The sequence below is a fragment of the Psychrobacter sp. PSi21 genome, assembly GCF_054960615.1.
Map to the genome: position 1 here is coordinate 91,586 of NZ_JBHNYR010000004.1, position 20,015 is coordinate 111,600.

At 48.6% G+C, this 20,015-nt stretch carries 14 protein-coding genes; 10 read left to right on the forward strand and 4 right to left on the reverse strand.

What is annotated here, in order from left to right; genetic code table 11:
• The first annotated feature begins 12 nt into the window (after positions 1-12).
• The 4 genes from ACFI32_RS04035 (at position 13) to ACFI32_RS04050 (ending at position 8,729) form a co-directional block, all read left to right on the forward strand.
• Positions 13-1,710, forward strand: coding sequence for a putative bifunctional diguanylate cyclase/phosphodiesterase (locus tag ACFI32_RS04035; protein ID WP_462625217.1), 1,698 nt, complete (start codon positions 13-15; stop codon positions 1,708-1,710).
• Between the two features lie 358 nt (positions 1,711-2,068).
• Entirely contained in the window at positions 2,069-3,862 is a 1,794-nt protein-coding gene (locus ACFI32_RS04040; protein ID WP_462625218.1) for an acyl-CoA dehydrogenase C-terminal domain-containing protein, read from the forward strand.
• Between the two features lie 380 nt (positions 3,863-4,242).
• Complete coding sequence (locus ACFI32_RS04045) at positions 4,243-6,027, forward strand: acyl-CoA dehydrogenase C-terminal domain-containing protein (RefSeq protein ID WP_462625219.1); 1,785 nt, start codon at positions 4,243-4,245, stop codon at positions 6,025-6,027.
• 233 nt (positions 6,028-6,260) lie between these two features.
• Complete coding sequence (locus tag ACFI32_RS04050) at positions 6,261-8,729, forward strand: site-specific recombinase (RefSeq protein ID WP_462625220.1); 2,469 nt, start codon at positions 6,261-6,263, stop codon at positions 8,727-8,729.
• Between the two features lie 86 nt (positions 8,730-8,815).
• Here ACFI32_RS04050 and ACFI32_RS04055 read toward each other — a convergent pair whose 3' ends face one another.
• The 3 genes from ACFI32_RS04055 to pdxA all read right to left on the reverse strand — a co-directional run bounded on the left by ACFI32_RS04055 (position 8,816) and on the right by pdxA (position 11,923).
• The gene (locus ACFI32_RS04055) at positions 8,816-9,652 is read right to left on the reverse strand and encodes a symmetrical bis(5'-nucleosyl)-tetraphosphatase (RefSeq protein WP_462625221.1); all 837 of its coding nucleotides are present in this window, start codon (positions 9,650-9,652) and stop codon (positions 8,816-8,818) included.
• A gap of 59 nt (positions 9,653-9,711) precedes the next feature.
• Entirely contained in the window at positions 9,712-10,596 is an 885-nt protein-coding gene (rsmA, locus tag ACFI32_RS04060) for a 16S rRNA (adenine(1518)-N(6)/adenine(1519)-N(6))-dimethyltransferase RsmA (RefSeq protein ID WP_462625222.1), read from the reverse strand.
• A 217-nt stretch (positions 10,597-10,813) separates the two neighbouring features.
• Positions 10,814-11,923: a 4-hydroxythreonine-4-phosphate dehydrogenase PdxA gene (gene pdxA, locus ACFI32_RS04065; RefSeq protein ID WP_462625223.1), complete on the reverse strand. Its 1,110-nt coding sequence runs from the start codon at positions 11,921-11,923 to the stop codon at positions 10,814-10,816.
• A 387-nt stretch (positions 11,924-12,310) separates the two neighbouring features.
• On the opposite strand from pdxA, the gene dnaB reads away from it, so the two are divergent.
• From dnaB to argF, 3 genes are all read left to right on the forward strand, one after another.
• Positions 12,311-13,711 carry a replicative DNA helicase gene (dnaB, locus tag ACFI32_RS04070; protein WP_462625224.1) on the forward strand — a complete coding sequence of 467 codons (1,401 nt, stop codon included), beginning with the start codon at positions 12,311-12,313 and terminating at the stop codon, positions 13,709-13,711.
• 192 nt (positions 13,712-13,903) lie between these two features.
• On the forward strand, positions 13,904-15,010 hold the full coding sequence (alr, locus tag ACFI32_RS04075) for an alanine racemase (RefSeq protein WP_462625225.1): 1,107 nt from the start codon (positions 13,904-13,906) through the stop codon (positions 15,008-15,010).
• A gap of 154 nt (positions 15,011-15,164) precedes the next feature.
• Positions 15,165-16,082, forward strand: a complete 918-nt coding sequence (gene argF / locus ACFI32_RS04080) for an ornithine carbamoyltransferase (RefSeq protein ID WP_462625226.1) — start codon at positions 15,165-15,167, stop codon at positions 16,080-16,082.
• A gap of 132 nt (positions 16,083-16,214) precedes the next feature.
• Here the strand turns inward: argF and rpiA are convergent, their stop codons facing one another.
• Positions 16,215-16,877, reverse strand: a complete 663-nt coding sequence (gene rpiA / locus ACFI32_RS04085; protein ID WP_462625227.1) for a ribose-5-phosphate isomerase RpiA — start codon at positions 16,875-16,877, stop codon at positions 16,215-16,217.
• Between the two features lie 246 nt (positions 16,878-17,123).
• On the opposite strand from rpiA, the gene ilvA reads away from it, so the two are divergent.
• The 3 genes from ilvA to ACFI32_RS04100 all read left to right on the forward strand — a co-directional run bounded on the left by ilvA (position 17,124) and on the right by ACFI32_RS04100 (position 19,936).
• Positions 17,124-18,677, forward strand: a complete 1,554-nt coding sequence (ilvA, locus tag ACFI32_RS04090) for a threonine ammonia-lyase, biosynthetic (protein ID WP_462625228.1) — start codon at positions 17,124-17,126, stop codon at positions 18,675-18,677.
• A 119-nt stretch (positions 18,678-18,796) separates the two neighbouring features.
• A complete protein-coding gene (locus ACFI32_RS04095) occupies positions 18,797-19,210 on the forward strand; it encodes an RNA-binding S4 domain-containing protein (RefSeq protein ID WP_462625229.1) in 414 nt (137 codons plus the stop codon).
• Positions 19,211-19,417: 207 nt separating this feature from the next.
• Entirely contained in the window at positions 19,418-19,936 is a 519-nt protein-coding gene (locus ACFI32_RS04100; protein WP_462625230.1) for a low molecular weight protein-tyrosine-phosphatase, read from the forward strand.
• The last annotated feature ends 79 nt before the right edge of the window (positions 19,937-20,015 follow it).

Consider the following 20,015-nt stretch of genomic DNA (forward strand, 5'->3'; position numbering starts at 1 on the left):
TGAGCCTATCTTATGAATACTTTTGTCCCGCTTTCAGAGACTGTCCGGCAACAATTACTGACTGCGCTTTGCGATCGCCTTGAAGATGCGATATTTATCTTAGACGCCAACCTACGCTACATGTGGGTCAATCACCAGTATGAAATGGTCATTGGTTATGACAAAGCCTTTTTAATTGAACGTCCCCTTGGTATTTATGCAGCAGAATTTCTAAGCGAAAAAGAACGAATGATCCTAAAAGACATTGCCAATCGCCTAGACGAACATGGCTTCTATCAAAACAGTTTTTCGATGGCCACCCGCTATGGACAAACGCTGAACTGCCAAATGACCTTTCGCCGCATCACGTTGGGTGATGATTATTATCATGTGGCGATGATCAAAGATGAGTCCTCCATCGTACAGACACAAGAAAAAGTCGCGCATCTACTCAACTACGACCAGCTCACAGGCCTGCCCAATCGCAAAGTCTTTTTGAGTCAAACCAGTGAGCTATTATTAGAGAGCTATCTGGAAGTGGTGATCGTGCGTCTGAGCATCGACCGCTATCGCACGCTTGCCAATACCTTGGGACAAGAGAGTATTGATGATTTGATCAAACAATTTGTAACTCGGGTTAACGAGCTCGAAATGGATAATCTACGTTGCTTTGCACATTTTGGTGCGGATGATTTTGCGTTCTTATTTGAGTTTGATGATGCCAATTTGGTGCGCAATGAGTTGGATAAGCTCATGCAAATGTGTGAGCGACCCTTCGTTACCCATAAGCACCCCATCTACTTGCAATTGTCTGCTGGTGTCAGCTATTTTCCAGAAGACAGCCGCCAAATGATGACGCTACTGAACAAATCTGAAAAAGCACTGCATCACGTCAAGCAACAAGGTGGCGATGACATATGCTGGTATAGTGAGCAGCTTGATGTCGATAATGATGAGCGCCTAAAACTAGAATCTGAGCTCAGAAACGCGATCAATCAAAATCAGTTTGAGCCCTATTATCAGCCAAAAGTCGATCTAAAAACGGGCCATATCGTGGGCTTTGAGGCGTTGGTACGTTGGCGTCATCCGACGCGTGGTATTCTCAGTCCTGCCGCTTTTATTGATGCCATTATCCGCCACAAACTGTCGTTTGAATTGTTTTGTCAAATGGCGCATCAGATCGCGCAGCAGCTGCACTCATGGCAAATGATGGGCTTCTCGCAGCACATCTGTATCAACGCGGATGCTGCCGAATTTAGCCATCCTAAATTCTTCACGTTTGTCTGCGGATTGTTTGACAAATATGACATGCAACCTGAGCAACTGCATATTGAAATGACCGAATCGTCACTCATGTTGCGTCACAATCATGTCAAACAGCAACTGCTCAATCTTAAAAACTTAGGTGTGCATTTGGCACTGGACGACTTTGGCACAGGTTACGCGTCTTTGAGCTATTTACAAGACTATGCTTTTGATTTTATAAAAGTAGATAGAAGTTTTGTTTCTAAAATCGTATCTGATAATACACAGTACGCTATTGTCAAAGCAATTTTGATGCTGGCAGAAGCGCTCAATATGGGTGTGGTTGCTGAAGGCATTGAAACCGAAGCACAGCGCGATCTACTGGTTGATATTGGCTGCCAACATGGTCAAGGTTACTGGTTTGGCCGTCCGATGCCTGCTAATAGCGCCACTGACCTGCTGACCATTCAAAAAACAAAAGTTTAATAAAATAGGTTTTGTTTTGTGCACCCCCGATGCTTTTGGTTTTTCTGACTGAAAGTTCATTTATCAACCACGCCTTATCAGTGCTGAATATTGCTTGGATGCAAGATGGGTTCATGACTTATCAGTTTTAGCACGCAACTTGTATAATCCTGACTGAACGCCTATCTTTTATGGTGAATTTACGGAGCGCCCCTACCCTATGCTTGGCAGTGGCAATACGTCATTGACGCGCTCTTATTACCATTTTTATGATTGGCGGCATCGCTATATGCTCAAGCAATGATAAATAAGCAGTCACCGATGTGACGGTGCTGGTTATTATGCTGCTGTTCATACCTTTGAAAAAGGATTTTATACTATGCAATACAAAGCCCCTTTACGTGATATGCAATTTGTCATGCATGAGCTACTCGATAGCGAAAACCACTACAAAAGCCTACCAAAATTTCAAGAAACAGATCGCGAGTTGATGGACAGCTTGTTTGAGATGGCGGCAAGCTTTGCCGAAAATGAGCTGTCTCCACTCAACCAAAGCGGCGACGCTGAAGGTTGCCAGTTTGACAATGGCGTGGTGACCACCCCTTCTGGCTTTAAAGAGGCTTACACTCAGTACTGTGAACTCGGTTTTCCTGCCCTATCTGCAGAAGAAGCGTTTGGTGGTCAAAATTTGCCCATCTCAGTCTCGACCGTGATTAATGAGATGATGGGTACGGCCAACTGGTCATTTTCGATGTATCCAGGCTTGTCTCATGGTGCGATTCAAACCATTGAACACCACGGTACTGACGAACAAAAAAACACTTACCTAGAAAAAATGGTCACAGGCGAATGGTCAGGTACCATGTGCTTGACCGAAGCCCATGCAGGTTCTGATTTGGGCATTATTCGTACCAAGGCGGAACCAAACAGCGACGGTACATACCGCATCACGGGACAAAAAATCTTCATCTCAGCAGGCGAGCATGATTTGGCTGACAACATTGTCCATATCGTGTTGGCGCGCTTGCCCAACGCCCCTGCGGGTACCAAAGGTATCTCATTGTTTATCGTGCCAAAAGTTTTGGTCAACGAAGACAGCAGCTTGGGCGAACGTAATGCGGTGGCATGCGGCTCTATCGAGCACAAAATGGGTATCAAAGCGTCAGCCACTTGTGTGATGAATTTTGATGGTGCAACAGGCTACCTGATTGGCCCTGAAAACCGCGGCCTACAGTGCATGTTTACCTTTATGAACGTTGCCCGTATTGGTACGGCCATTCAAGGCGTCACTGCTGCAGAATATGCGTTTCAAGGCTCGCTCAGCTATGCTAAAGACCGCCTTGCCATGCGTGCGCTTTCAGGTGCCAAAGCCCCAGATAAAGTGGCTGATCCGATCATCGTCCACCCTGCCGTACGTAATATGCTGTTGACCGAAAAAGCCTTTGCCGAGGGCGGTCGTGCCTTGGTGTACTATTTATCACACTTCACCGATACCGTGGCTAAAGGTGAAGGCGAGGCACTGACCTTTGCCGATCAAATGCTCTCTTTGCTCACCCCTATTGCCAAAGCCTTTTTGACTGAGACAGGTTTAGAAGCTGCCAACCATGGCGTACAAGTCTACGGTGGGCACGGCTTTATCAGCGAATGGGGCATGGAGCAAAACGTGCGCGACACTCGTATCGCTTGCCTCTATGAAGGCACGACTGAAATCCAAGCACTCGATTTATTGGGCCGTAAAGTCTTGGGCTCACAAGGCAAGATGCTGGCCAACTTTACCAACATCATCAGCGAGTTCTGCCAAGAACATGCGGACAACGACGAGATGGGACAGTTTGTCCGCCCGCTTGCCCGCCATCTCAAAGAGTGGGGCGATCTGACCGCACGTATTGGCATGCAAGCAACCGAAACGCCAGAGGCCGTCGGCGGTGCTGCGGTGGATTACTTATACTTTAGCGGCTATGTCACCCTCGCCTACCTTTGGGCGCGCATGGCGCTGGTGGCACAAACGGCAATTGCTAATGGTACTGGCGAACACGCATTTTATGATGCCAAAATCAAAACCGCACAGTTTTATTTTGCCAAGCTCCTACCACGTACCAGCACCTACGTGCAGCGTATCGGTACAGGTGTCGAGCCGTACATGGATATGGACGTAGACCAGTTCGCGTTTTAAGCAATCGCTTTACTGAGCGCCGTGTTTGAGTGTTTAGGGCGTGTCCCTAATTATCACAAGTCACCACGAGTCACTTATTTTCTATCGGCAGCATGCTTGGGTATGTTGCCGATTTTATTATCTGCCACCGACGATCTATAACCCATCATTTTTTATAAACCACCTTCTGCAAACTTTTGGTGTACGCACAATTCACGAAGAGATACACAAGCTTAAAGATGAATTTGCTAGACTTTGATTATGCTCAGACGGGCTAGCCCTGATAATAGCAGTATCACCGCTTGGACAAATAGCGTGGATAAATACAGACAATAATAGTGATGCGCTACCGCCTGACGTTAAGCAATTTTATATTAATGATTCAAAACAAAGGACTGATTATGGCTGTTTACAACGCTCCCCTCAACGACATGCGCTTTATCCTAACTGATGTGTTCAAGGCGCATGAATTTTGGCAAAACAATGACAATCTATCTCATGTGGACATGGAAACGGTCGATATGATTTTAGAAGAAATGGCCAAATTTTCTAAAAATGTCTTGCTGCCCATCAACCAAAGCGGTGACGAAGAAGGCGCGGCCTATCAAGGCGATGGCGTGGTCAAGACCCCTGCAGGCTTTAAAGAAGCCTATGAGCAATACGCGGATGCAGGCTGGGTAGGCCTTGGCGGCAACCCGGAGTACGGCGGACAAGGTTTTCCAAAAATGGTCACCATGCTGACCGAAGAGATGCTATTTACCACCAATCAATCATTTACCCTTTATCCCAATCTGACTGTGGGCGCGACACTATGTATGAATGCGGCGGCTTCAGAAGAACAAAAGCAAATTTATCTTGAAAACATGTACGCAGGTACGTGGTCGGGTACCATGTGCTTGACCGAGCCGCACGCGGGCACTGACCTTGGGATCATCAAAACCAAAGCCGTCCCTAACGATGATGGCAGCTACCAAATCTCAGGTACGAAGATTTTTATTACTGGCGGCGAGCACGATTTAACTGAAAACATCATTCATTTGGTACTGGCCAAAACCCCAAATGCACCTGAAGGGTCTAAAGGCATCTCGTTGTTTGTCGTACCGAAATTTTTGGTCAATGATGATGGCAGCTTGGGTGAGCGCAATACGCTGGCAGCAGGCTCCATTGAGCATAAGATGGGTATCAAGGCGTCAGCCACTTGTGTGATGAACTTTGACAGCGCCAAAGGCTGGATGGTTGGTGCAGAAAATACTGGCCTCTCTTCTATGTTTATCATGATGAATTATGAGCGTGTCACTATGGGCCTACAAGGGCTTGGCGGCACTGAGCTGGCTTATCAAAACGCGGCACTATATGCCATAGAGCGTGGTCAAGGTCGCAGTGACACACAAATCCAAAGCCCTGAAAAACCTGCCGATGCTATCATCCATCATGCCGATGTGCGCCGTATGCTGCTCAACGCCCGAGCCAATGCCGAGGCGTCACGTTGTTTTGCCATGTATGTCGCCAAGCAGCTCGATACCGAAAAATTCAGCAGTGACCCTGAAGCGGCTAAGGCAGCGGCAGCGCGTGTGGCACTATTGACCCCAGTCGCTAAGGCGTTTTTGACCGATAAAGCACTGGAAGCCACAGTGGACTGTCAGCAGTGCTTTGGCGGTCATGGCTATATTCGTGAATGGGGCATGGAACAAATCGTTCGTGATACTCGTATCGCTCAGATTTATGAAGGTGCAAACGGCATCCAAGCGCTTGATTTGCTCGGTCGTAAAGTGGCGCGCAACGAGGGCAAATACATCACCAACTTCTTAGCAGAAATTCGCGATTATATCAGTAACATGCAAGCCAATCATGGCATCAAAGACGCCACGCTTGCCGCCGCAGACACTGTTGAGACCCTGACACAAACGGTTCTAACCAACATTGGCTCACGTAAAAATGAAATCAATGGCTGCGCAGTAGATTATATGCATGCGTTTGGCTACCTATGCTACGCTTATATGTTTGCCATGATGGTGGAAGCGGCAGACGGCAAAGAAGGCGAGTTTTATCAAAACAAAGCCAAGCTTGCAGACTACTTTGTCGGACGCATATTGCCACGTATTGAGGCGCACGCTCAGATGGTGCAGGCAGGCAGCGAGCCAATGATGAATTTTGATTTGGACTACTTCAACGTGCCAGCCAGCTAATCTATGCTGATATAGCGCTGTGTTTAAGAGGAAAAGGACAGTTATTTAACTGTCCTTTTTTATGGCAAAAATAAACTTGCTAACAAAATAACTCAGCAGTCACACGCGGTTATGATTAGAATACGTTCATATGACTGCCAAAAAAAGAGGCGGCTTATCCGCCGAACACCATCAGCAGTCACAATTATTTTACTGTGTTGATCACCATATTTAATAATCATAAAGGGTACCATGTGTCAGAGATAAAACGTATCTTACAGCAGATTACCGCACTGAGCGATGTGCCCGAGCCGTCGGTACTCAGGCGCTTGATTGATGAGCTGCGAGCCACGGATAAAGAGCCTGCCCTAGCCAATCAGCACATGCAAACGCTGATTGATACCCTGCGTCAGCATCCTGAATACGCCGATGGCTTGGCCAGCTTTGTGCTACAGCTGATTATTCAGTACCGCCAAATCGCGCTATATACTGATACAGGCATCATGTCCGATCAGGGCTTTTTTAGTAGCCTGCGCCGCTTGGTCGGTCATCGCTTTTTGCCCTTACTGCCCCAAGACGACTCTGTGGTAGAGCTGATCGCTTATCTTTTTCATAAACGCCAAGATGAACGCTGGCTGGCACTGATTGATAAAGAAAAGTGGGATGAGTTGGTGGAGCTGCTGCGCGTTGCCGATACGCATTTGCACTTAGTGGCGACCGTCAAAAATAGCATCTTAAATGCGATTGTGATCTTGTCGTACCGCATTAGCGGCGTGGGGTTACACCCTGACTTGATGGAAGCCTACCCACAAATACTCAATTATTCGGCGTCCTTTGTGGCGCAAAATCAAGAAGCGGTGCTGTTTGTCAATCAATACCGTCAAGCGCACGAGCTGGACACCTTGACTGACATTACGCCAGAGCAAGCGGTCGATCCTGCGCCACTCTTGGTGATGCTTGAGCAGTGCGAAGATATCGTCGCCACGGTGCGTAAACGCATTTATAAGACAGGCATCTCTATCCGCCTGACTAATATGATGCTGCGCCTTGACCAAAGCCTACAGCGGATGCGCATCTTAACCGAGCTGGTCGCGGACTCGACAGACAACCGCGACAAGGCCTTAATTGAGCTGATTGAAAGCCTCATCACCACCGCCAACCGCCGTTACAGTATTGGTTATTTGATCGATAACAATACCAAGCTGCTCTCACGTAAAGTCACCGAAAATGCCAGCCGTGTTGGTGAGCACTACATCAGTACCGACAAGCGCGGTTACCAAAAGATGTTCAAAAAAGCCTCCATCGGCGGCTTTTTTATCGCCTTTATGGCCACCATCAAGATTTTGTCATACGAGCTGGTATTGGCGCCGATGGGACGCGCCTTTGTCAACAGCATGATTTATGGCTTGGGCTTTGTGTTTATTCATGTCGTTCACGGTACCGTTGCGACCAAACAGCCCGCCATGACTGCAGCTGCCATTGCCTCGACCATCTCGCAAGGCTCGGGCAAAAAATCTCATCAGCTGACCAAGCTCTCCGAGTTGGTGGTAGATATTTTGCGTACCCAGTTTATCGCTATCATGGGTAATATCATGCTGGCGATTCCACTGGCACTGATCATCTCTTTTGCGTGGCTGCAATATACTGGCACGCCCATGATTGACACCGATAAAGCGGCACATCTACTGCATGATCTTGACCCCTTTCGCTCACTGGCGCTGCCGCATGCTGCCATTGCTGGGGTGTATTTGTTTTTATCAGGATTGATCGCCGGTTATTATGACAACTTAGCCGTCTACAACCATGTCGGCGCGCGCATTCGCCGCCACCCGCTACTCAAGCGACTCATGCCTGCTTCGTGGCTTAGCCGTTTGGGCGGCTTTGTCGAGGCCAACTTAGGCGCCATCATGGGTAACTTTTTGTTCGGTGTCTTTTTGGGCAGTACCGCCACCATCGGTTATCTGTTCGGCTTACCCATAGACATCCGTCACATCGCCTTTGCCTCAGCCAACTTAGCACATGGATTGTTTAACCTATCAGCGTCAGAGATGAGCTGGCATTTGATCGCCATCTCTATCCTTGGCGTAGCGCTCATCGGTGTGGTCAACTTATTGGTCAGCTTTTCATTGGCCCTGTTTGTCGCGCTACGCTCTAAAGAAGTGCGCTTCTTTGAATGGGGTCGTCTCACCCGCTTGATTGTCGGTCATATCTTCAGTCACCCTTCAGACTTTTTTTGGCCACGGCATGAGCCTATGACTTATGCGCGTATCGACAGTCAAGGGCATATGATTTTTGAGGATCATGTGGCGCAAAAAGGCGGCAAACCGCTACCCAGCAACTACGTGGTCAGACGTTTATCTGATGTCAAAGTACTGCCAAAATCACTGCGCAAAGACAACCAGCAACCCAGTAGCGATATTCATTATGAATCGCCGCAAACCGAAAATAATACGTCAGAGATGGGTGATACCACCACCGTCAAAGGCAATCCTTACGACACCCCTTATATCAACATTATTGATCTTGATGATGGGCTGATAGATGATGATCTGAATAATGTGCCTTACGCCAGTGATATCCATTATGATCAGACAACCAAAACCATACACAGTCGTGCGCCAGAAACCGATAGCACCGACCCTGATGACCCTGACAGCAAAGCCAGCGGCGATGCCAAAACGCCGCTACCAAAACCAAAAAAGCCGCCCAATCTGCCTCAGTAACGAGACACCTTGGACGGCTGATGGCAGTAGCCATATAGGCGGCGCGGGCTAAATACACGACTGCCATTTATCCCGCCCTAGCCTGTTTAAGGCGCTTCGCAACCTGCACTTGAGGTGATCACTTTGCCATCACCTAAACGGTACGCCAGCAAATAGTTACCCCACACGCAGCCACCATCAAGTGCGCGGGCATGGGGCAAGTCAACCTCACCTTTAAGCGCTGCCCAATGACCAAACAATATCTTCCGCGTGCGCGGCACTTGCCACTCAAACCATGGCAAAAAATCGGTTGGCATCGGCTGATTCAAGCCTGCGTTAAAGCTAAACTCCAGCATACCGTCTTGCTGGCATAAGCGCATGCGAGTGAAATAATTGGCAATCGCCCGCATCTTGGCAAACCCATGAATGTTTTTATCCCAAACATCGGCGTGCCTACTATATAGATGCGGCAACATGCGGTCTAACTGTGGTAGGCTGCTTTGCAACTGTCTCTCTAGTTGTTTGGCATAATCAGCCGCGTCATCAATCGACCAATGCGGTGGTATACCCGCATGTACCAATACCGTATGCTCATCTGGATACGCCAAGATCGGCTGAAAACGCAGCCAATTAAGCAGCTCATCGCAGTCCGCTGCGGTAAAAATCGGTGCGGTGTGGTCTTTTTTTCTAAGTTTGGTCGCGCCGCGCCATACTGCCAGTAAATTCAGGTCGTGATTGCCCAATACCGTGGCAGCGGCACCTTGTTCACACAATGCTTTGACATCACGCAAAGTACTGAGCGAATCCTCACCACGCGCCACCAAATCACCCGCAAACCATAACTTATCTTGGTTGGGGTCAAAGTCGATGGCGCTGAGAAATTGACGAAACGCGGCATAGCATCCTTGCAGATCACCGATAACATACTGATGACGAAAACTCATAATCCCTCAAATTGCTGTCTATTGCTAGGGCATGTCCCTAATTCAAACGTTTATCCTACTTACTCGCCTGCCTCTACTTGCGCCGCTTCGACAGCTTTGGCTTGATTGCTCAGTGCCACAAAGTCTCGCACGCTCAAAGTCTCAGGGCGTGCTTGTGGGTCAAGCGCGCAGGCTTCAAAATCCGCCTCAGTCAGGGTGGGCAGTAGTGTTGATTTTTTAAAGATGGCACGCAGGGTTTTTCTGCGGTGGTTAAACGTTTCTCGTACCACGATCGCAAAGTAGTCCTCATCATCGGCGACGATTGGCTTTTGAATGTGCGGCGATAGGCGAAAAACAGCACTGGTTACTTTGGGCGGCGGATTGAATGCACCTTTGGGTACAGTGAGTAAATAGTCGGTATCGCAGTAATATTGCATAATCACCGACAAGCGACCGTAGGTTTTGCTGCCGACGTCTGCGGTGATACGCTCGACCACTTCTTTTTGCAGCATAAAATGCATGTCTTGAATGATGTCGGCGTAACTGAGCAGATGAAACAGTATCGGCGTTGAGATGTTATAAGGCAGGTTGCCCACCACCCGCAGTTTGCCGCGCTCTGGGCTATACAGCTCGCGATAATCGACCTGCATGGCATTGTCTTTGATGATGGTAAAATTGGGGTGGCTGTTGGCACCAATGCGGATCCGCAAGCTGTCGGCAAGGTCACGATCCAGCTCAACGACTGTCATCGCGTCCACTTCCGCCAATAACGGCTCCGTCAATGCGCCCATACCGGGGCCAATCTCAATCAAATTATCATCGCGCTCTAAGCGAATGCTTTCAACGATTTCACGAATCACGCTGGCATCATGCAAGAAGTTTTGACCAAAGCGTTTACGTGGTTGGTGCTTGGCAGTACGTAGGCTATTAGAAAGGGTTTGAGCATCAAATGAAGTTTTGGACATAAAAGAGTCTTAATGTATAAATGGGAAGTAAATTAGGGGTAAAATGCTGCGCAAGTGGCTATCAAGCTGGCGGCTGAAGCGGCGTGTAAGCACGGTCATCGCCCGCAGCAGCATCTTCAATAGGTAACCAATCAGTATAACACAGCTCACAATCAGTCGGTGATCGGACGTTTGGCAGATATGACGTTATGTTTATACTGCCATTCATAGCGACACGTCACATCAATATCGATGCCTTGCTTGCCATGTCATCGGCCATAATAATGGCTTGTAGTAGGCTGCTGGCAGACGCCCCGCCGCGTCCAGCCAAATCCAGCGCCGTGCCATGATCGACGGAAGTGCGAATATAAGGCAAGCCCAAGGTTAGATTGACCGTATCGCCAAAACCATGTGACTTGAGTACAGGTAATCCTTGATCATGATACATGGCGATCACCGCATCACACTGCTGTAAATGACGCGTGGTAAACAGGGTATCAGCAGGCATCGCCTGCGAGATATCAGCGCCAGTTTGGGCAAAGGCCTGTAAGACTGGGTTGATGATGGTCATCTCCTCTGTCCCCAAATGACCACCCTCACCTGCGTGCGGGTTGAGGCCACACACGAGAATACGCGGTGAAGGGATGCCAAACTTGGTTTGCATATCGCTGAGCACGATTTGCACGGTTCGTCTGACATTTTCTGTGGTGATGGCCGCTGGCACGTCTTTGAGTGCCAAATGAGTCGTCACCAGTGCCACCCTCATCGCTGGATTGGCCAGCATCATCACCACTTTATCACAGCCGCTTTGCTGCATAAAAAACTCGGTATGACCGCTAAACATTGTCCCATCAAGCAGTTTGATACCCGCATCAATCAGTGCCGATTTTTGTAGTGGGCCAGTGACAATGGCAGCTACGGTTTTGTTGGTGGCCAATTGGTGCGCGATGTCGAGCTGCTTGACGACCATTGCCGCATTGGTGGTGTCAATTTGACCTGCAACCACAGGCGCAGCGCAAGGCACATTTAACAAAGTAAAGGCAGGTACAGGTTTGGTGCTTGCTGGGTCAGCCGATGCGACCTGCTGGTCGTAAGTGGCGCTGAGCGCACCATCAACGCCTACTGTACCGGCGGCATCAACCTTGAGCGTTTGCCACGAAGGGATATCGGTCAATATGCCTGCCGCCAACAAATCTTCAGCGCGTTCCTGCATCGCGAGAGCATCAGCCAGTACCCAAATGGGACGCTCAAACGCTTGCAGTTTTCCTGCTTGTGCCAGCAGTAACACCACGTCCATACCAATGCCTGCCGGCTCGCCTGTGGTGATCAATAGTGGTAATTTTTGCATTGGAGGGTCCTTGTTTTTAATGTCTTTAGGGCGTGATTTAATGCATCATGTATGCAAAACAAAGGCGATCATTATCGCAATCAAACACCTGTTTATTACTATTTTTGGACTATTTTCGAGCGTCACAAACGACTGTATTATGCAGATAAAATTGCCGATTGCCACCGCAAAAAAAACCATAATGTGATAGACTTTCGCTTTTGATTGTAGCATCAATCACACTGCCATTTACGCAGGTTTTGGTACATTCATTGTTGTCACTTAACAATGACTCTGCCCATATTGGGTAACCAAATTGATCAGCAATACGCACGATTTATTGGTGCTAGGCTGTTGATTGTTGCACCCTCATTTTTGTTCAAACACTTTAGGCATTCTTAGGCACTCATGGCAGATACCAGCAAAACCGACGACTTACTCAATCAGCAACCGCCGCACAATATTGATATTGAAAAAGCGCTGCTGGCCTCGCTGATGAGCATCGAAGAGGCGTACGACAAAATTGCCGATATCGTCACCAAAGATGATTTTTATGCAGGCCGACATCAGCATATTTTTGATGCCATCGCGCACCTCGCTGCGGTCAACGAGCCTTACGATACAGTGATGGTGCATGACTGGCTTGAAGCGCAACAACTGCTCAAAAGCGCGGGCGGTGACAGCTACATGGCGGATATTTTAAGCCAAAGCCCTGCAACCTTATTTAACCTCACCGCCTATGCTCAGCGCGTGCGTGAGTTGTCAACGCTGCGTCAGCTGATCACCACAGGTAATGAAATGCTCAGCCTTGCCTACAACCCCAAAGATCAGACGGTCAGTGACATTTTAGATCGTGTTGAGGCAAAAGTCTTTAGCATCAATGAGCAGCACAACAAGCGCGCTGAGCAGCGTGGCCCTGTCGGGATTACCTCGGTACTGACCAACGTCATTGACCAAATTCAAGAGCTCAAGTCCAATCCCGACGGCATGATTGGTCTACAAACGCCCTTTGCTGAGCTGAATAACAAAACCCAAGGCTTGCAAGCGGGGGATTTGATTATCGTAGCGGCGCGTCCATCGATGGGTAAGACCACTTTTGCTATGAACTTGGCCGAAGGGGTTTTGTTTAATGAGGACTTGCCTGTAGTAGTCTTCTCAATGGAGATGCCCGCCGAATCTATCGTTATGCGTCTGCTTTCTTCTTGGGGCGCGATCAATCAGACTCATTTGCGCTCAGGGCAGATGAATGAAGACGAATGGGCAAAAATGATGAATGCGATCCAGCATTTGCAATCCAAGCATTTATACATTGATGACAGTACCGCCTTGCCACCCTCTGAGCTGCGCTCACGCTGTCGCCGTATCGCCAAAAACCATGATGGCCGTTTGGGCGCTATCGTGGTCGATTATCTACAGCTGATGAAAGTGCCCAGCCTAGATGGCAACCGTGTGGGCGAGATTTCTGAGATTTCGCGCAGTCTAAAGGCCTTGGCGCGGGAGCTTGAGTGTCCAGTGATTGCCCTATCACAGCTCAACCGTAGCTTGGAAAACCGCCCAAACAAGCGCCCGATCATGTCAGATTTGCGTGAGTCAGGTGCGATTGAGCAGGATGCCGATTTGATTATGTTTATTTACCGTGATGAGGTCTATAACGAAAACTCAGATATCAAGGGCGTGGCAGAGATCATCATCGGTAAGCAGCGTAACGGCCCGATTGGTACGGTGCGCTTAGGCTTTGAAGGTCAGTTTACCCGCTTTATCAACCTGACGCCTGAATATTATCAAGGCGTCAGCTTTGATGATGAATAAAACGAACAAACGGCATCACCAACCATTTTTATTTATATGTGCCTTGCGTAAATGACTTTAAAATATCAATGAAAATTCATAAACTGCCACTGGCGGCCACGCGCACTCAAGTCATACGTATTTAAGTGCCGTAAATAGCAAGGCCGCACCAAACGCCATCCCCTTTATCCTATTGCCAGTAGAGAACTTGCCATGCGTACTGTCACCATTAACCGTGCCGCCCTCACCCACAACCTCAACCAAGTCAAACAGCGCGCCCCAAACGCCAAAGTATTGGCAATGGTGAAAGCCAATGCTTACGGTCATGGCGTGGCAGCGGTGCTACCTGCACTCAGTCATGCGGATGGTATTGGCGTGGCAACGCTACAAGAGGCGCTAGAAGCACGAACGCTTGGCTGGGACAAAACCATTGGTATGATCGAGGGTGCCTTTAGTGCTGATGAATGGCAACAAGCGATTGAGCATGATTTGAGCTGCGTGATTCATCACAAACCACAACTAGAATGGGCACTGCAAAACATGCCACCCGCTCATAGTGCAACGAGCGTGGTTTGGCTTAAATACAACACGGGTATGAACCGTCTGGGCTTTGATGATACAGGGGTTATTGAGGCCGCCCAGCAGTTACACGATGCAGGCTATCAGCTGATTTTGGCCACCCATTTTGCCAATGCCGATCAACACGATCATCCCTTAAATGCTGTACAAATTCAGCGCTTCAATGACACGTTAAGCCACTTACAACAGCACATCAGCGCCGATATCCAAGGCTCACTATGTAACTCTGCCGCTATTGTCAACTATCCTGAGCATCACCACGACTGGGTACGTCCAGGTATCATGCTCTATGGCAGCTCGCCTGTGGCGGATCAGCGTGCGGATGACTTAAACCTACAACCAGTAATGGAATTTAGCGCCCAGATCATGGCCATAAAAACAGTCAGCGCAGGGGAAGCGATCGGTTATAGTAGCCGCTGGGTCGCGGAGCAAGATACCAAGGTGGCACTGGTCAGCATCGGTTACGGCGATGGTTACCCACGCGTAGTCGATGAGTGCGCGTATGTCGCGGTGGTTGATGGTCACACAAACGAGTGCTACCGCTGTATGGTACGCGGCCGTGTGGCGATGGATATGATTGTGGTTGATTTAAGCGCCGCGCCTATCGACATTGCCCTTGATAGCAAGGTGGTGCTGTGGGGCGCAGTGCCGCATGTCGATGAGGTTGCCCACTGCGCCAACACCATTGGCTATGAGCTGCTGTGCCGACTGAGCACACGACCAACTCGTGTTTTGGCTTAATCTTATTCCAGACGGATTTTGATAAAATTGGCGTTTACATTAAAAGTAATTGCGATATACTAAAAGTTTGTTGTCAATATAGAATCGCTTAATCACCGATTTTAACCACGCTTTGACGACGCTTCATTGACTGTGATCGACTGCTAGGATTGCTATGAGTTTGCGCCATTTTTTGACCTTATCGGATTTAACCAGACAAGAACTACAAGCGCTGATCAAGCGTGCCAGTGAATTACGCCGCATGCAGCACGCAGGCGAGGTATACCAGCCTTTTGTTGGTCGCACCTTGGGCATGATTTTTGAAAAATCCTCAACCCGTACGCGTATTTCTTTTGAGACGGGTATGGGACAATTTGGTGGCAGCGCCATTTTCTTATCACCAAATGACACACAGCTCGGGCGCGGCGAGCCTATCGAAGACTCTGCACGCGTCATCTCAAGCATGGTCGACATCATTATGATTCGTACCTTTGGTCACGAAAAGGTCGAAACTTTTGCTGAATACTCTAGCGTACCCATTATCAACGCGTTGACCGATGAATTTCACCCCTGTCAGCTGTTGGCTGATATGCAGACTTATTATGAGCATCGCGGTAGCATCGAAAACAAGATCGTCACTTGGGTCGGTGATGGCAACAACATGTGCTCTTCATTCATGCAGGCAGCGAACCAGTTTGGCTTTGAGCTGCGCGTGGCCGCGCCTTATGGCTTTGAGCCTGATCCTGTACTGATGGAGCGCTTCTCACACTGTGTCAGTTTGGTCGAAAACGTACAAGATGCAGCAAAAGACTCCAACCTGATTGTCACTGACGTTTGGGCCAGTATGGGACAAGAGTCGGAACAAAACACCCGCGCTCGCCGCTTTGCCCCTTATCAAGTGACGCCATCCTTACTGGATAAAGCTGATCCTGAAGTGGTCTTTATGCACTGCTTGCCAGCGCATCGCGGTGAGGAAATCTCACACGATATGCTCGATGACCCACGCTCTGTGGTATGGGATGAAGCCGAAAACCGCCTGCATGCCCAAAAAGCATTGATGGAATTTTTGTTACAAGACAAAATCAAGCTATAAGTACTGCCTTACTTATCAGCACTAAAAAAGGCAGAGATCGTTATCTCTGCCTTTTTTATGTGTTCTTTAAACCTATGGTTGCATCTGGCTGTATTAAATACCAGTCTCATCCGTATTGAGCTTATTGATTGTTTAGCGCGTCAACGTGGTCACGCCATCCTTACCAGCACGCAACACGATATCAGCTTGGTTGGCTGCAAAAATACCGTTACAGACCACACCGACGATGTTGTTCAGCTGCTGTTCTAACGCGATCGGGTTGCTGACGTCTAAGTCATACGTATCTAAAATCACGTTACCATAATCGGTGACAAAGTCTTCACGGTAAACGGGTTCACCACCAAGCTGTGCCAACTGACGTGCCACATAAGAGCGCGCTTGTGGTAGCACCTCAATAGGTATTGGAAAACTGCGTCCTAGAATGTCAACGGTTTTGCTTTCGTCCACCATACAGACAAATTTGTTTGATGCTGCGGCAACGATTTTTTCGCGGGTCAGCGCGCCGCCGCCACCTTTAACCATTTGTAGCTGCGCATTGACCTCATCGGCACCATCGATATAAACATCAAGCGTACCTGCAAAGTTCAAGTCAACGATGTCAATACCCAGCGCGCGCAATTTGTCTTCAGTCACTTGTGAGCTTGCAACGGCACCAGCAAGTCTCAGCGTGGGCAACAATTCAATCAGACAGTTGACAGTACTGCCTGTGCCCACACCCAATATCATATCATCTTCGATGTAAGCCAATGCAGCCTTGGCAGCGGCTTGCTTTTGTGCGTGCTGATCACTACTCATTATCAATCCTTAGCAACGTGGAATTTTGGCATCCTAAAATGAATGGACGCGCAGCTATTATAACCGATGTCAGCGCCTTGCCCAGTCTATCTTTCATCGCCATTTTTTGTTATAAGCCATAGATTTTATAGCCATTACCTATTTAGGCGGTAGCTGATGGATAGAAAAATTGCAATTGCATGTTGCAACACAGCCAAAATCAGCATAGGCTAATCTATTTCGTTAGCCATCTATTCAGGAGTTATCATGCTGTCACACTGGGTCCGCGCCATCTTGCAAGCCACCGTTTATGACGTTGCCATTCAAACCCCACTCGAGCCTGCACCCAAGCTGACCCAGCGTTTTGACAATGACATTCGTTTTAAACGTGAAGACCTACAACCTGTTAAATCGTTTAAGTTGCGCGGTGCATACAATCGCATCAGTCAGCTGAGCGATGCGCAAAAAGCACGCGGCGTGATTTGCGCCTCAGCGGGCAACCACGCGCAGGGTGTGGCTTATTCAGCGCGCAAATTATCGCTCAATAACGTGATCGTCATGCCCACCACCACGCCTGACATCAAGGTCAATGCAGTAAAGGCGCTTGGGGGCAATGTTGATCTATACGGCGACAGCTTTGATGAAACCAACCGCTACGCCATTGAGCGCGCTGAGCAAGAAGGATTGACCTTTATCCCGCCTTATGACGATGAATTGGTTATCGCCGGGCAAGGAACTATCGGTCTTGAGCTGACCCAGCAGTGGCGCAACATGGACTACGTATTCGTTGCGGTTGGCGGTGGTGGTCTGATCTCAGGCGTCTCTGCCTTTTTGGGTGAAGTGGCACCACATGTCAAAGTGATTGCGGTTGAGCCAGCGGGCGCGGCCTGCCTAAAAGCGGCGCTTGAAACTGGCGAGCGTGTCAAATTGCCGCAAGTCAGCCTATTTGTTGATGGTGTTGCGGTTGCCCAAATCGGTGAGCTGCCATTTGGTGTGGTACGCATGCAAAAAAGCGATGGTTCAGGTCCCGTGGTTGAGCCGAATGTCGTCACTTGCAGCAATGATGAAGTCTGTGCAGCGGTCAAAGACGTGTTTGAAGAAAGCCGCAGCATCGTTGAGCCTGCGGGCGCTTTGGCGGTTGCGGGTATGAAAAAGTACATCAATGCCAACAATCTCAAAGGCAAAAACTGCGCCGCCATTATTTGCGGTGCCAATATGAATTTTGACCGTTTGCGTTATATCGCTGAGCGCACCGAAATCGGTGAGAAAAAAGAAGCCATCTTCGCTGTGACCATCCCCGAACAAACAGGCGCATTTTTAAATTTCTGCCGCAGTCTGCATGGCCGAAACATCACTGAGTTTAACTACCGCGCCGCCAACCATTGTGCCCCAGACTCGATGGAACCTGCTACTATTTTTGTCGGTATTGCGCTAAAGGAAGGCGAAACAGAGCGTCAAATTATCAGTAACCAACTGGCAAACGATGGCTATACCGCTTATGATTTGACCGATGACGACATTGCCAAATCACATATCCGCCACTTAATCGGTGGTCATGCCAAAGTCGATAATGAGCAGCTGCTTAAAATCAGCTTTCCTGAGCGCCCAGGCGCACTTTTAACATTTTTGGAAAAGCTCGGTGATGACTTTAATATCACCTTATTCCACTATCGCAATCATGGTGCGGCTGAAGGTCGAGTATTGGTCGGCGTGCAGGCGACAGAGAGCAGCTCTCGCCTACTACAAGACGCGCTGCTGGATATCGGTTACGACTGTATCGCAGTCACTGACAATATCGGTTACCAGTTGTTTTTAAAGTAACCTGCACCAATATATGACTTATCGCTCATAGGCGCGGTGCTGGACACCTTACCGCGCCTATTGATGACGACCACTATTGTTGACACTATGCATAAAAAGTTATCACAAGTGAGGTTTTGATGAGTAATGGGAATGACACACAAGCACAGCGAATGCGCATTGATAAATGGCTATGGGCAGCCCGCTTTTATCGTACGCGCTCTTTGGCCAAACAAGCCATCGAAGGCGGACGCGTACATTATGCAGGCAGCCGCGTAAAAACCAGTAAAGAGATTAGCGTGGGCGATGAGCTGACCATTCGTCAAGGCTCAGCAACGGCAATGACCGAAAAGACGGTCACCGTCGAAGCGTTATCCGCACAGCGCGGCAACGCCAGCGCTGCCCAAGCGCTCTATTCAGAAACCAAGGAGAGCGAAGAGCGCCGCGCCTATTATGCTGAGCAGCGCAAACTGGCCAACCTTGCCCGTCCAGACCATAAACCCAATAAAAAGCAGCGCCGTGACTTGCAACGCTTTAAACACAGTCAGGACTGATACGTCTATTTTGAGGCGGATCAAGTAGCGATCATAATGGCAAGAACAGCTTAAATGACTTGATTGTCCAGTCTCATGCCTTGTTATTACAGGCGTTAACGGTTACTCTAACCGCTGCTTGATTCAAGCCATCTGCATGCTAATATCCCGCCTGATTTGTCGCGGTTTGTTATCGCATGTTTTTTTATTGCGACAAAAGGTCATACTATGCTGATTAAAGCCTCTACCCCGTCTTCCGTTTTGGTCGTTTGTTTGGGTAATATCTGTCGTTCACCCACCGCAGAAGAGATTTTTCGCCAGCAAGCGGCCATTGCTGGGCTTAAGATGAAAGTCGACTCAGCAGGTACAGGTGACTGGCACTTAGGGCACAACCCTGATATCAGAGCACAGCGTCATGCCAAGTCACATGGTTACAACATTAGCAAGCTGGTATCACGCCAAGTCAATGCCGATGATTTTCACAACTTTGACTTGATCTTGGCAATGGATGCGCAAAACCTGACTGATTTGCAGGCCATCAAAGATGGCATTATCGCAGCCGATGCTGGTGCTGATTCGGAAACCAAACCACTTGCCAAGCTGGCACTGTTTAGTGAAGAAGACCCGAACTATAGTGGTGACGATGTGCCTGATCCTTATCACGGTGAAGGTGACGCATTTGAAGAAGTCATTGAGCGTATTGAGTCAAGCGCACAAGCGTGGATTGAAAGCTGGAAAGCGATTTAAGCAGCGCCTGACGATATCTCGTAACCTCATATTGATAAGAAAAACGCCCCTCACGATTGAGTTTTATAATAATCATTTG

Excerpts from the sequence above, each read along its gene's own strand:
- dnaB (WP_462625224.1), top strand. The coding sequence starts at position 12,311 with ATGGCAGATACCAGCAAAACCGACGACTTACTCAATCAGCAACCGCCG.
- ACFI32_RS04095 (WP_462625229.1), top strand. The coding sequence starts at position 18,797 with ATGAGTAATGGGAATGACACACAAGCACAGCGAATGCGCATTGATAAA.
- rsmA (WP_462625222.1), bottom strand. The coding sequence starts at position 10,596 with ATGTCCAAAACTTCATTTGATGCTCAAACCCTTTCTAATAGCCTACGT.
- ACFI32_RS04100 (WP_462625230.1), top strand. The coding sequence starts at position 19,418 with ATGCTGATTAAAGCCTCTACCCCGTCTTCCGTTTTGGTCGTTTGTTTG.
- ACFI32_RS04035 (WP_462625217.1), top strand. The coding sequence starts at position 13 with ATGAATACTTTTGTCCCGCTTTCAGAGACTGTCCGGCAACAATTACTG.
- ACFI32_RS04045 (WP_462625219.1), top strand. The coding sequence starts at position 4,243 with ATGGCTGTTTACAACGCTCCCCTCAACGACATGCGCTTTATCCTAACT.
- alr (WP_462625225.1), top strand. The coding sequence starts at position 13,904 with ATGCGTACTGTCACCATTAACCGTGCCGCCCTCACCCACAACCTCAAC.
- rpiA (WP_462625227.1), bottom strand. The coding sequence starts at position 16,877 with ATGAGTAGTGATCAGCACGCACAAAAGCAAGCCGCTGCCAAGGCTGCA.
- argF (WP_462625226.1), top strand. The coding sequence starts at position 15,165 with ATGAGTTTGCGCCATTTTTTGACCTTATCGGATTTAACCAGACAAGAA.
- ilvA (WP_462625228.1), top strand. The coding sequence starts at position 17,124 with ATGCTGTCACACTGGGTCCGCGCCATCTTGCAAGCCACCGTTTATGAC.
- pdxA (WP_462625223.1), bottom strand. The coding sequence starts at position 11,923 with ATGCAAAAATTACCACTATTGATCACCACAGGCGAGCCGGCAGGCATT.
- ACFI32_RS04055 (WP_462625221.1), bottom strand. The coding sequence starts at position 9,652 with ATGAGTTTTCGTCATCAGTATGTTATCGGTGATCTGCAAGGATGCTAT.
- ACFI32_RS04040 (WP_462625218.1), top strand. The coding sequence starts at position 2,069 with ATGCAATACAAAGCCCCTTTACGTGATATGCAATTTGTCATGCATGAG.